Raw genomic sequence first — 12,220 nt, 5'->3', positions numbered from 1 at the left:
TTATGAGTTAGGAATATTTTTGAATGTGATGATTAGATTTCCCAAAAGAGGCTGTATCTTTGCACCCCCGATTAAGGGGTTGAAAGTCAATCGCTTAATCTTCACAATTTTATCCAGCAGTGATGCTGCACATCTATGAAAGATAACAATTCAAAAAAGCCGTTTTTCGGCGAAGGAAAAAAAGATTCCAACTCTTCAAATTCAGGAAAAAGAGGAGGTTACAAAGGGAAATCAGAGGGCTTCAATAAATCCATAGATTCAGGTTTCTCCAAATCAGGTACAGGCAAAAAACCTTTCAGCAAAAGCGAAGACGACTTTTCTGATTTCAGCAAAAAGCCAAGGACAAACAAAAAATCAGGGTTCAAAACGCTAGGAGAAAAGAAATTCGGTTCTAAATCTAATTTTGGACCTAAGAAAGATCAAGGTTCTGAATTTACTGAAAAGAAAGATTTTGGTGCTGGCAAGAAGCAATTTTTCGCCAAAAAAGAAGAATCCGAAGGGCCAAAGCCATACAATAGAGATTCTAAAGGAGGTAAGCCGCAATCTTCTGAAAAGCCAGAAGGACTTATATATAAGGGTCGTGGAAAGGATCAGAAGCCAGTCTTTGCAGCAGGCAGACCGACCTACAAGTCCGATAAGAAGGACAGCAAAGGTTTCGGGAAGAAGCGTTTTGTAGACCAAGATACTAACGTGGAGAGACCTGATTATAATTTTGACTCACTTCCACAGAAAAAGAAAAAATTAGAGAATGAGGAAAACCTTATTCGTCTCAATAAGTACATCGCTAATTCTGGAATATGCAGTAGGCGAGAAGCTGATAATCTAATCAGTAATGGTTTGGTGACGCTAAATGGTGAGGTCTGTACTGAACTAGGTCGTAAAGTTAAGAAAACTGACCGGGTGGTTTACCAAGGTAGAAAGATCAATCCTGAGAAGCCTACTTACGTTTTGCTGAATAAGCCAAAGGATTTCATCACTACGACTGATGATCCTATGGATCGTAAGACTGTTATGAACCTTGTGGGGAATGCTTGCGAAGAGCGTATTTTCCCTGTCGGACGATTGGATAGGAATACGACTGGGCTTTTGCTATTTACGAATGATGGTGAATTGGCGGCTAAGCTTTCACACCCTTCTAATGAAATCAAGAAGATTTATCAGGTGACTTTGGATAAACCACTTACTAAGAAAGACGAAGAAGCCATCATTGAAGGGTTGACACTGGAAGATGGCAAGGCAGATGTCGATGATATGCAGGTGCTTTCTTTAGATAGAACTATTCTTGGATTGGAGATTCACATTGGTAGAAACAGAATTGTGCGAAGAATCTTTGCTCATTTGGGGTACGAGGTCACTGCTCTTGATCGCGTGGTCTATGCAGGATTGGATAAAAAAGATTTGAAACGTGGACATTATCGATTCCTTTCTGAGCAGGAAGTGATTCGATTGAAGTTCTTCATATAAGCATTAAAAGCTCCCAATTTGGGAGCTTTTTTCATTTTGTACTGTCTTTTTAATCCTCAAGGTGATTGTTAACGCTATAGCAATTGCGATTCTTAGATACAAAGGCCGTTCTATTTTTCATGAAGCTAGCATCAGTTTATTTCATACAAACCCTTTTAATCCCTGAAGCAAATCCCTTTTTGTAATCAAGCCACCCTTTCTCCAAAGGATTTTCCCTTTTTTGAAGAGAATGTAATTAGGAATAGATCGCACAGCGAACTGCTGAGCTAGCTGAGGGCTTTTATCAATGTTGATTTTTAGCAACTTGATTTTTCCTTCAAGTTCAGTTAAGACCTCGTCAATGATTGGATCCATCGTCTGACAGGGTCCACACCAGTCTGCATAGAAATCTACCAAAACAGCGTCTTGACTTTTGCTGATTATATCTTTCGGGTTCTTTTTTGGCATAGCTTGAAAACGAAGAAGCCGCTAATTCGAGAACGAGTTAGCGGCTTCTAATTTACTATTGGTTAATTAATTTGCTGCTGGAGCTGCTGGCATTTCAAGACCTAATTTAGTCAAAACTAGCTCTGTGAATTTATCTTCTTCTTTAGTGTAAAGTAGGATAGGAGCTTGACCAGCTGATTCAGCGAAAATATGCGTGTAGTTATTTTCAGCTGCAACAGCATTGATTGCATTGACTACCTTAGTCTGAACAGGGGAAAGAAGCTCACCCAATTTTCTCTGGTAGCTGATTTGAGAATCAGATTCCATTTTTTGCAAAGTGCCTTGTAAATCTGTTAATTCTTTTTCCTTAGCAGCTCTCGCTTCTTCAGTCATTGATTGAGCTGCTTGCTGATAAGCAGCGACTTGGCGCTGGAAATCTTCACCTTTTAACTGCATAGTGGTTTGCAGCTGTGTTTCATAATCTTTGATATCAGCAGCAATCTGCTCCATTTCTGGCATCAAATCCATAATAAATTCAACGTTGGTATAACCAATCTTTACTTCTTGAGCCTGAGCTGCGAATCCTACGCAAAGCAATGCTACTGCGGAAAGGATAACTTTTACTTTCATCATTTCTGTGTTTCTATTTATTTGTTGTCTTCTATTCCCAATTCTTCTAAAACGAATTCCGAATAATCATGTCTAGGATCTGTCCAGATAATGGCCGATGGTGCAGCCGCTTTATCGTATAACATTCCCAGATTGTTTCTTCTAGAAACCCGCTCTATAGCATCATAAATTTTGGATTGAAGTGGTTGCATTAATTCCGCTTGCTTTTGGAAGTACTGACCATCAATACCGAAAATTCTGCTATTGAATTCTTGGGATTCTTTTTGTTTCAACTTTATGTCTACCAGCCGTTGCTGGTACATTTCTTCTGTTAGTAAAACTTCCTCAGCTTTAAGCTGTACAGAAAGTTCTTTGATCTCTTTATCCAAATTTTGTGCCTCTTTTTTCCATTCAGCACTGATGTTTTCCAGCTCCTGCTGGATTACTTTGTAATCTGGATGCTTGTTTAGAATATATTCTGTGTCAATGTATCCTAGCTTTTGTGCTATTAAAGGAGCTGCTTGAAGCATTAGAAGCAGCAAAAATACAATTTTCAGTGGTTTATTCATGAGTTTGGGAAATTTACAATGACCTAATTTTATCAAATCCAAAGAGCGTCAATTTTTGCATAAATTAACTATTCCCCTCCCTAAATCCATACTTATCTAATCTGCTGACCAATTGTAAAGTGGAATTGCGAGCCACTTCTTTCAGTAGTTCCTGGAATTGCATCGAAGCCGTACCCCCAGTCAATTCCTAATAGACCAAACGCTGGCATAAAGATTCTTGCACCTATACCTGCCGATTTCTTCAGATCGTATGGATTGAAGTCCTTATATGAACCCCAGTTATTTCCTGCCTCAGCAAATCCAAGAACGAAAATGGTAGCTGATGGGTTAGGTGAAATCAAGTATCTAACTTCCATCACATATTTATTATATACAATTCCTCCGTAAGGTTCTGGATTAGCTGTACCTCTACTATCTCTACCTGGAGTGATTGATTGATCTTCATAGCCACGTAAACCGATGATTTCTTGTCCCAATGCAAAGTTGTTCATTGACATACCATTTCCGCCCATAACGAATCTTTCCAGTGGAATAACTCCAATCTTTTGGCTGTATGATCCGAGAAAGCCCATGTGAGCTCTTGCACTTGCTACTAACTTGTTTGAACCAAATAGTGGCGTATAGACAGAAGCATCAAACATCCATTTGTGATATTCCAACCATTTATATTTTTCCTGGTCTGTAGATTCTTCATCTACATTCTTGTTTAAAGAAGAATACGGAGGGGTGAAAGCAGTCGATAGGATAATATTAGATCCGAATCTAGGATAAGTTGGATTATCTAAGTTATACCTTGCTATGGTAGTATTCCAGGTAATACTGTTAGACGTACCAGTAGGATAGCTCAAGCCGAATGATGTACCGAACTGATCAAATTCATAAACTTGGAACTGCAAGGAATTACTTATACTAAAGTTATCATCGGGCCATGTTACTCGCTTAGCAAGTCCCAATGTGACCCCCGTGATTTTAAAGAAACCTAATTCGTCGCCGAAGCTTGCCTGATTGAAGAAATCAACTTGGCGCTGAACAGAATGGTTGAATGAGAAACTTAATGCATTCGGTTTTTTACCCCCGAACCAAGGTTCAGTCAGAGAAACTGAGTAATTCTGGAAAGAACGACCGTTTGCTTGCACTCTTAGTGATAGCTTTTGACCGTCTCCTACTGGAAGTGGGTCCCATTTGGAGAAATCTTTTATGTTTCTAATCGAGAAGTTGTTAAATGAAAGCCCTACTGTACCTACGAAACCGTAGAAGCCACCCCATCCACCTGAAAGCTCAATCTGGTCATTCGGTCTTTCTTCTAGTTCAAAGGTGATATCAACAGTCGCTGCTTCGAAATTAGGCCTTAGATCCGGATTGATTTTCTCTGGGTCAAAATAACCTAGGGTAGAAAGTTCACGAATCGTACGTACTAAAAGCTCTCTATTGAATTTTTGACCAGGGAGAATTCTAATTTCACGCATAACTACGTGATCAGATGTACGCTCATTTCCACTGATGTTTACAGAATTTACAGTTACTTGAGGTCCCTCAAAGATTCTCATTTCCAAATCAATAGAGTCTTCAAATACATTCACTTCAACTGGGTCTATGGAGAAGAATAGATAACCGTCATTTTGGTAGAGTGAACTCACATCATCACCCTTAGTTGGGTCGTAATTCAGTCTTTTATCAAGCTTTTCCTTATCGTAAACATCACCTTTTTGAATACCAAGCTTAGCTAAAAGGACTGGGTCTGGGTGAATGAAGTTGCCGTTGAATGTGATATTTCTGTAGTAGTATTTTTTACCTTCTTCTAATGCGATGTCAATGTTGATTTTATCTTCCCCAAAGTTGTAAATGGAATCTGCTACGATTTTAGCATCTCGATATCCTCTACTTTGATAGAAATTAATGACATTATCTTTATCGTTTCTGTATTCCTTAGGGATGTACTTTGAGCCGTTAAAGAAGTTAAGTTTGAAGTTTTTGTTGATGTATTCTTTTACATTGTCTTGAGAGACAGAATCTGTGTAAAGAATTGTATTCTTAATATCTTCTGCTGATGCATTTGTTAATCGGGAATATCCGTCTTTGAAGACACTAACTCGTGCGTGTTCCTTGGTTTTTTTAAGCTTCTTTTTGAGTTTAGTGTCATTCAGCTCCTCATTACCATAGAATTCAATTGCATTGATTCTAACTTTAGAATTTTGCTCAACATCAAATATTAACTTTACTGAATTGGGTAGCGTAGTGTCGCGCTCTTGCTTGATTTTAACATCCGCATTCATGAAACCTTTATCCAGATAATATTTTTCAATATTTCTTTTAGCGTTATTCAGCACATCGTCTCTAACTACTCGACCTCGTATATTTACTTTGTCACGTAGTTCACTTTCCTGAGTTTTATTCATACCCGTGAACTCCACTCTTGAGAATCTTGGGCGCTCAGTCAAATCAAGGAGTAATGAAATATCATCACCTTCTATTTTGGTCACCAAGATTTTAACATCTCCAATGATCCCTTGACCCCAGAGCTTTTTAAGAGCATTTGAAATTGCGTCTCCAGGCACCTCGATTTCATCGTCCACTTTCAGTCCGGATAAGGAAAGAATGGCGATCTCGTCCAAAGTGGTAAGACCCACAGCTTTTATTTCTGCGATTCTATAGGTTTGAGGCTTAGCGTAATTCAGCTCCAAAATATCGATTGGCTTGCTTGTGGCATAGCGACTTTGGCCCAAACGTATTTGCGCCATTGCTGAACTTGCCCAAACCAGACAAAACAGAATCAGTAAACTTTTTTTCATGAATTACTTAAGATTTAACTTGCTCACCCGTTTTGCCAAATCTCCTTTCCCGTGATTGGAAATCGGAGACTGCAGCAAATAGATGCTCTCTTCTAAAATCCGGCCATAGTACAGGAGTGAAGTATAACTCCGTATAGGCCAATTGCCAAAGTAGAAAATTACTTATTCGGTATTCCCCGCTAGTTCTGATCATTAATTCTGGATCAGGATAGGCGGTTGTTTCCAAATGCTCAGCCATTACTTTTTGAGTAATGTCCTCGACATTCAATTTTCCTTCTGAGACTTTTTGAGCAATGTGTTTAGCTGCATGAGTGAGCTCCCAATGACCACTATAGCTTAACGCTAAGATCACTTTGAGACCCGTATTTTTTGAGGTGATTTCCTTCACTCTCATCAGCGTTTTATGTGCTGATGGTGGTAAACTATCTACATCTCCAATACTTTCTAATTTGAAGTTGCCATTCATCAGCATCGGGATCTCATCGGACATGGTCTTCACCAACAGCTCCATCAGTCCATCGACTTCAGCTTTTGGTCTAGACCAATTCTCTGTAGAAAATGAGAATAAAGTCAGGTATTTAACCCCCAAACTATCTGCTCCTTCTATAGCTTCCCGAACTGCCTTAGTGGCATTTTTATGCCCAAATATCCGCATAGCGCCCTTTTTCGTGGCCCAGCGTCCATTGCCGTCCATGATAATTGCAATATGCTTTGGGATGTTGTTATTTTCAGATACTTCCTTCATTCCAGCCGTCTCCGGTTCCTTACTTTTTTGGAGGTACAAAAATGCCATTTCTTTTCCAAATATTAGCCCTAGGGCGCGATTTATTAATATGCGTAGCATTTGGTAGTCGTGATAGTATAGCTAATTGTTACGCCTAAGAAGTAGTACCAATCCTTATCATAGGCATTGCCAAAATTGATTCCGTATGGGCCATCAGGATTATTGGGATCCGGAAACCTTGGAATTACTGGCTCTGTACTATCTATTTTGTCTAAGTAATCTGTTAAAGTTGGCCGAAAGCCTAATTCAGCTGCTAATGTCCATCGGTCATTTAATTGGTATTTGATTCCCCCTCCAAAAGGGATAACCACAGTTCCGACATTATATTTTGATGAGACATTAAAGGCGTATGTGTTGCCTTTTGCGAAAGCGTAGGCATATCCGATACCAAAGAAGGCGTAGGGAGAAAAGCGGAATTCTGAATTGGTCCTTAAGTAGTCGAGGAAATTAAATTCCAAAACTGCAGAAGCTTCCAATACTCCAGCTCTAAACCTTCCATCTCTGACCTCTGCCAATCGATCAATAGGTTTGATACTATCTGCAGCATTAAGAAATGCCGCGCTCGCTGCAACTCTCAATGACCACACATTGTCAAAATTTCTCTTGCCAAACAACGTGCCTTGAAGTCCTAATTGACCTGGGTCTATTTTCCGAATGATATCACCACTATATGCGGCTACTCCAATTCCACCACCTATATCGTATTTCTGAGCTATAGATTTTTGGGAAAAACCAAAAGAAAATAGCAGAAACAAAACTAAGTAACTGATAATCTGAAAATTGACCTTTTTCAAGACGCTGCAAGATATGAAGTACCTAACGTTTAAAAAACGCATCTCAGTATTTAGCGGGTTAATAATTGTTAAGCTCAAATTGGCTAAGTCTTAAAGACAATGATTCAATTTCTCATGTCAAAACCCCAATTGAGCTTTTGTCTTAATGTGTCAAAGAAATGATAATGAGGCAACTTTACCAATTTTGCTGAAAACTTTTCCTTCTTCACACTAAGCTTCACTTCCGAGGAGATTGACGTTGATCGTGAGTCCAAAGATATTAAGAATTTTTCGGCCCTTCCCTCTATTTCAAAACTGATCTCACTTTCATCAGAAACAATGATGGGGCGTACATTTAGATTATGAGGACTCACTGGAGTAATGACTAGGTTTTTTGCTTCAGGTGAAATTAATGGCCCTCCGCAGCTCAGGGAATAGCCTGTAGATCCTGTAGGAGTAGACACTATCAGACCATCCGCCCAATAACTGTTCAAATACTTCCCATCAATATACGTATGAACTGTAATCATGGATGAGGTGTCCCGCTTATGAATGGTAAATTCATTTAAGCCAAAATTTAAGCCATTGAATAACTTCCGATGACTTTCAAGTGAGATCAAGGTTCTAGTTTCCAGCTGGAAATTATCTGCAGCCAAATCTGCTATGGCATCAGAGATTTTCTCTGTTGCCACGGTTGCCAAAAAGCCAAGTCTGCCAGTATTCAATCCTAAAATGGGGACTTCAAGATCTCCAACTTGGGTAACAGCATCAAGCAAAGTGCCGTCTCCACCTATTGAAATCATAAAATCCATAGCGGCAATATCCTCCCGGCTTTCAAGTACCCAATAATTCAAGGCTTTATTGCCATGCATGCGAAGTTGCCGGTCAAATTGCTCTGTGGCGAATATTTCAAATTGATGCTTTGTGAGTTCGTTGAAAAGTGACTGAACGTCTGAAAATAATTCTGCTTTCAGAGCTAAGCCATGAAGGGCGACTTTCATGTCCTAAATATCTAAAAATCTTAACAAGTTTCCGATTCTGTCTTCTTCGCTGCTTACGCCAGATTCTTCCTGATAATGATCGATAATTTTATATCCAAATCGTTCAAGCGTGGCCTTAATATGTCTCAGCTCTGTTTGATCAAGTTTCAACGTGAGCTTAATTTTGCTGTCATCTAAAGGATCAGTCGTGATAAAAGAACTCAGGATTTTCGTGTTTTCAGATTCGATAATTCGAGAAATCTCAGCTAAACTATAATCAGTCATTGCAAGAGACAGAATTACTACACTTCCTTGTGATTTAATGGAAAGACTATCTGCGAATGCAGAAATAGAATCTTCCATAGTGATAATGCCGAGGTAATTTGACTCTCTGTCTAAAACGGCTACAATATTTGAGTTTTGCTCTGAACTGACACGCAGTACGTCATAAATATGTTTATCAGAATAAACCCAGCAATGCGGGTTGGAAGGCTGAATGTCAGCGATTAAGGTTTCTGGATTGTTTACTTCAAAAATGGTTTCTTCTTTTATCAGGCCCAAAAAATTCCCTTTATCTATAATAGGAAGTACGTCAGTTCTGATTTCTTCCATCCATGCTAATGCCATTCCTGTTTTGTCAGAAAGCTTCAATGGTGGGATCAGATTGTTGATGTATTCGTAGGCGTGCATAGAAGAAAGATAGGCAATGAATTTAGATTATAAAACGACCGAACACCTATTCTTGTTCCTTTTTGAGGAAATAACCAGTCTTTTCTCCAGTGCTACAAAAGAAAATTATTGTAAATAATCCCTAATAAAACCCCTCCAGCAATGATAACTGGTGATGAGATTTTAGTGAATTGAAGCAAAACATATGTGGCAAGAATAAAAATAATATTCAGTCCATTTGCCTCCAGAGGCTCAAAAAGTAAGTAGGCTGCTGCGATCAGCATTCCACATGAAACAGCGTTTATTCCCTCTAGTGCTGCTCTTACTGGACGGTATTTTTTCAACTGGTCCCAAAATCTGATAACGAAGAATATAAGGAAAATTCCCGGTAGGAAAATTCCAGCGGCCGCAATAAATCCCCCCATAAAAAAGCCAGGAGTCCCAAATTCCTTCATTGATAAAGCACCGACATAAGATGAAATACTGAACGTCGGTCCTGGTATGCCCTGGGAAATTGCATACCCTGTAAGGAATTCCTCGGAACTAAGGAAGTGCTTGAAATCAACAAATTCTGTGTATAAATAAGGTACAAGCACTTGGCCTCCTCCAAAGATCAAACTTCCATTTCTATAGAAATTCTCGAAAAGTATAAGAGGTTGATATTTTGTAATAGCACCCAGTCCGGCTGCCACAATCAAAACTCCAGCCCACAGGTAGAAATTAGCCCATTCAATTTTCAGTGGAGCGTCTTTCTCCAACTTGGGTTGTTGCTTATACTTTATAGAAGTGCTTAGACCTCCAATAATTAACAGAACAGGGAAAATGTAGGGAGAACTATAGAAGAATGAAACGAAGGCTGAAATGAGTACCAGCACCATTGCTTCAGTTGTCTTTATTGTTTTACCAATTATTTTTTGCGCAGCAAAAATGATAAACCCAATTGCCATAGGTTGAATAAACCGAGCAAAATTCAATGCCCCGGGGGTGTTTTCCTGGAGAAAATAAATGAGCATCGCTGCAAAAATCATGAGTAGGGTGGCCGGTAAAATCCAAACCAGAAGAGCTAGATAGGCTAGATTGGGACCGCCAACACGGTAGGCAATCGCACAAACCAGCTGAGTGGAAGATGGGCCAGGCAGCATATTGCACAATGCATTTAGCTCCCAAAGCTCATCTTCCAGAATGTAGGCTCTTCGCTTGACCATACGCTCAAGTAGCATCGCAAGAAAAGCCTGAGGTCCACCAAAGGCAGTAAGAGAAAGCGTGATAATATCTTTCAAAAATAAATAGTATCGAACTTTCTTTACCGACATCCCTTATTTTCTCAGTCCAAGTTCGCGCAGTCTTTCTTCTAAGAATTCTCCGGCAGTAGCGTCATCAAACTGTTTTGGACGTTCGGCATTTACGCAGCTTTCCAAGCAAGTAAGATCCATTTCTGATCGCGGGTGCATAAAGAATGGTATGGAATACCTGCTTGTATTCATTTTTTCACGTGGTGGATTGACTACTCGATGAATTGTAGACTTCAGTTTTTTATTTGTCAGTCTTTCCAGCATATCACCGACGTTTACCACGAGTTGGTCAGGCAGTGCTGTGATTGGAATCCACTTGCCATCCATACGCTTCACCTGAAGTCCATCCGCGCTTGCTCCCATTAATAAAGTGATCAAGTTGATGTCACCATGTTCGGCTGCCCGTACAGCATCAGCTGGTACCTCATCAGGGTTTTCAATAGGGAAATAATGGATTTGCCTCAGAATTGAATTTCCGTAAGCTACTTTGTCTTCAAAGTAATTTTCGTCTAAGTCCAATGAAAGTGCAATTGCCTGAAGCATGGATTTTCCAGCACTTTCAAGCGTGCGATAGGCTTCATTTGCATCATTTTGAAACTTAGGAAGCTCGCTAGGCCATATGTTTGGAGGATATTCAGCTTTGATAGGATCCGTGTCGGGAATTCGGCTGAGTTCTTGCCCTACATGGTAAAATTCCTTTAAGTCTCCGGTATTTCTGCCTTTAGCGTGCTCTTTTCCTTTACCTGTATAGCCTCGTTGAAATCCGATTTCCGGTTTCTCATACTTGGCTTTAATGTCGTCAGGAAGTTTGAAGAAGTCTTTGATAGATCCGTAAAGTCTATCTTGTAGATCTTGGGATAAGCCATGGTTCTTAATAGCTACAAAGCCAATGTTTTGGTAAGCTTCACCGAGCTTTTGTACAAATGCCGCTTTTTGAGCTGGCGTGCCAGTCGTAAAATCAGCTAAATCTAAACTTGGGATCTCATCAAATAGGATGTCCATATGCTTATGTATTATAGTTCAACGTCTAATTTATCTTCAAAATTAAATATCTTTAATCTCAATTTACACGCTGTATGAATAAAATCCTGACTTTACTCTCATTCATTTGTCTTTTCTCAGCTTGTTCTTCCGAGAAAGAGAGAGTTAATGAGGAAGTAGTAGAACTGCCGACAAGCCAAGGTGCTGACGAGGTTACTACTCCTCAGGTAAAATTCTTTCAATACGAAGACCAAGCGGCCTATCCAGATGCCATTCTTGAATTATACACACCTTTAGGAAATCAGATTTTTAAGCCTGGAAAAGTGCCTTTCGAATTTAATGTCAAAAACTTCCCTTTTGATTTAAATGAAACTAAGGAATTTAAGTTGTTCAATATTTTAAATGGAGGCGATCCCGTTGGGTTTTATTCTCCTATTTTTCAAAGAGATCTTACAGAAGGAAGTTACCGTGTGGTCGCATACTTGGTGGATGAAGAAGGGCTTGCATTGAAGAATTTCGGGAATTACGTGGACAGAGATTTTCAAGTTGGAGACTCTAGACCTTTTCCATATTCAGCTGAGCCGTATTTGGCATTGAATTACCCTAGATCAGATCAGGTTTACCAGGCTGGTAGTGAAGTAGTTATTGATTTTCTGGTCATTGGAGGAGATATGAAACTTGACGGACTGAAGGTCGCTATTCAGCTAAATGACCTAAGCTATGAGATTGATCACATGGCTCCTGTAAGAGTAGAAAATCTCCCTTCAGGTACTTATCAGGTGAAAGTGCAATTACTTCGATCAAATGGAAAAGAGCTTGATGGGCCATTTTCAAGTGTGAGTAAAGACATCATTGTTCGCTAACATGCTTATCTTTGAAGCTTC

General features: G+C 39.5%; 12 protein-coding genes. 2 read left to right on the top strand and 10 right to left on the bottom strand.

The annotated features are described in order from the left end of the window. The first annotated feature begins 135 nt into the window (after window positions 1–135). The gene (locus ACPUEN_RS13230) at window positions 136–1,464 is read left to right on the top strand and encodes a pseudouridine synthase (RefSeq protein WP_425636380.1); all 1,329 of its coding nucleotides are present in this window, start codon (window positions 136–138) and stop codon (window positions 1,462–1,464) included. A gap of 141 nt (window positions 1,465–1,605) precedes the next feature. On the opposite strand, the gene trxA is transcribed toward ACPUEN_RS13230, so the two are convergent. The 10 genes from trxA to ACPUEN_RS13180 form a co-directional block, all read right to left on the bottom strand. Next, window positions 1,606–1,911, bottom strand: coding sequence for a thioredoxin (gene trxA / locus ACPUEN_RS13225; RefSeq protein WP_425636379.1), 306 nt, complete (start codon window positions 1,909–1,911; stop codon window positions 1,606–1,608). A gap of 66 nt (window positions 1,912–1,977) precedes the next feature. Next, the gene (locus ACPUEN_RS13220) at window positions 1,978–2,523 is read right to left on the bottom strand and encodes an OmpH family outer membrane protein (RefSeq protein ID WP_111613419.1); all 546 of its coding nucleotides are present in this window, start codon (window positions 2,521–2,523) and stop codon (window positions 1,978–1,980) included. Window positions 2,524–2,537: 14 nt separating this feature from the next. Then, complete coding sequence (locus ACPUEN_RS13215) at window positions 2,538–3,068, bottom strand: OmpH family outer membrane protein (protein WP_425636378.1); 531 nt, start codon at window positions 3,066–3,068, stop codon at window positions 2,538–2,540. A 92-nt stretch (window positions 3,069–3,160) separates the two neighbouring features. After that, the gene (locus ACPUEN_RS13210) at window positions 3,161–5,857 is read right to left on the bottom strand and encodes a BamA/OMP85 family outer membrane protein (RefSeq protein ID WP_425636377.1); all 2,697 of its coding nucleotides are present in this window, start codon (window positions 5,855–5,857) and stop codon (window positions 3,161–3,163) included. A 7-nt stretch (window positions 5,858–5,864) separates the two neighbouring features. Further along, entirely contained in the window at window positions 5,865–6,650 is a 786-nt protein-coding gene (locus ACPUEN_RS13205) for an isoprenyl transferase (RefSeq protein WP_111613422.1), read from the bottom strand. A 35-nt stretch (window positions 6,651–6,685) separates the two neighbouring features. Further along, window positions 6,686–7,435, bottom strand: a complete 750-nt coding sequence (locus ACPUEN_RS13200; RefSeq protein ID WP_425636376.1) for a DUF6089 family protein — start codon at window positions 7,433–7,435, stop codon at window positions 6,686–6,688. Between the two features lie 104 nt (window positions 7,436–7,539). Then, window positions 7,540–8,415, bottom strand: a complete 876-nt coding sequence (locus ACPUEN_RS13195) for an NAD kinase (RefSeq protein WP_111613424.1) — start codon at window positions 8,413–8,415, stop codon at window positions 7,540–7,542. Between the two features lie 3 nt (window positions 8,416–8,418). Further along, entirely contained in the window at window positions 8,419–9,084 is a 666-nt protein-coding gene (locus ACPUEN_RS13190) for a CBS domain-containing protein (protein WP_425636375.1), read from the bottom strand. Window positions 9,085–9,176: 92 nt separating this feature from the next. Next, on the bottom strand, window positions 9,177–10,376 hold the full coding sequence (gene chrA, locus ACPUEN_RS13185) for a chromate efflux transporter (RefSeq protein WP_425636374.1): 1,200 nt from the start codon (window positions 10,374–10,376) through the stop codon (window positions 9,177–9,179). Between the two features lie 3 nt (window positions 10,377–10,379). Further along, window positions 10,380–11,357, bottom strand: a complete 978-nt coding sequence (locus tag ACPUEN_RS13180) for an isopenicillin N synthase family dioxygenase (RefSeq protein ID WP_425636373.1) — start codon at window positions 11,355–11,357, stop codon at window positions 10,380–10,382. A 74-nt stretch (window positions 11,358–11,431) separates the two neighbouring features. Between ACPUEN_RS13180 and ACPUEN_RS13175 the strand changes: the two genes are divergently transcribed. Next, window positions 11,432–12,199 (top strand): hypothetical protein, encoded by a 768-nt coding sequence (locus ACPUEN_RS13175; RefSeq protein WP_425636372.1) that lies wholly within the window; start codon window positions 11,432–11,434, stop codon window positions 12,197–12,199. The last annotated feature ends 21 nt before the right edge of the window (window positions 12,200–12,220 follow it).

The sequence above is a fragment of the Algoriphagus yeomjeoni genome, from assembly GCF_049821175.1.
Taxonomy (GTDB): Bacteria; Bacteroidota; Bacteroidia; order Cytophagales; family Cyclobacteriaceae; genus Algoriphagus; species Algoriphagus yeomjeoni_A.
Note: the sequence above shows the minus strand (reverse complement) of the source record. Positions and strands in the feature narration are given on the sequence as shown.

Excerpts from the sequence above, each read along its gene's own strand:
- ACPUEN_RS13230 (WP_425636380.1), top strand. The coding sequence starts at position 136 with ATGAAAGATAACAATTCAAAAAAGCCGTTTTTCGGCGAAGGAAAAAAA.
- trxA (WP_425636379.1), bottom strand. The coding sequence starts at position 1,911 with ATGCCAAAAAAGAACCCGAAAGATATAATCAGCAAAAGTCAAGACGCT.
- ACPUEN_RS13220 (WP_111613419.1), bottom strand. The coding sequence starts at position 2,523 with ATGATGAAAGTAAAAGTTATCCTTTCCGCAGTAGCATTGCTTTGCGTA.
- ACPUEN_RS13215 (WP_425636378.1), bottom strand. The coding sequence starts at position 3,068 with ATGAATAAACCACTGAAAATTGTATTTTTGCTGCTTCTAATGCTTCAA.
- ACPUEN_RS13210 (WP_425636377.1), bottom strand. The coding sequence starts at position 5,857 with ATGAAAAAAAGTTTACTGATTCTGTTTTGTCTGGTTTGGGCAAGTTCA.
- ACPUEN_RS13205 (WP_111613422.1), bottom strand. The coding sequence starts at position 6,650 with ATGGCATTTTTGTACCTCCAAAAAAGTAAGGAACCGGAGACGGCTGGA.
- ACPUEN_RS13195 (WP_111613424.1), bottom strand. The coding sequence starts at position 8,415 with ATGAAAGTCGCCCTTCATGGCTTAGCTCTGAAAGCAGAATTATTTTCA.
- ACPUEN_RS13190 (WP_425636375.1), bottom strand. The coding sequence starts at position 9,084 with ATGCACGCCTACGAATACATCAACAATCTGATCCCACCATTGAAGCTT.
- chrA (WP_425636374.1), bottom strand. The coding sequence starts at position 10,376 with ATGTCGGTAAAGAAAGTTCGATACTATTTATTTTTGAAAGATATTATC.
- ACPUEN_RS13180 (WP_425636373.1), bottom strand. The coding sequence starts at position 11,357 with ATGGACATCCTATTTGATGAGATCCCAAGTTTAGATTTAGCTGATTTT.
- ACPUEN_RS13175 (WP_425636372.1), top strand. The coding sequence starts at position 11,432 with ATGAATAAAATCCTGACTTTACTCTCATTCATTTGTCTTTTCTCAGCT.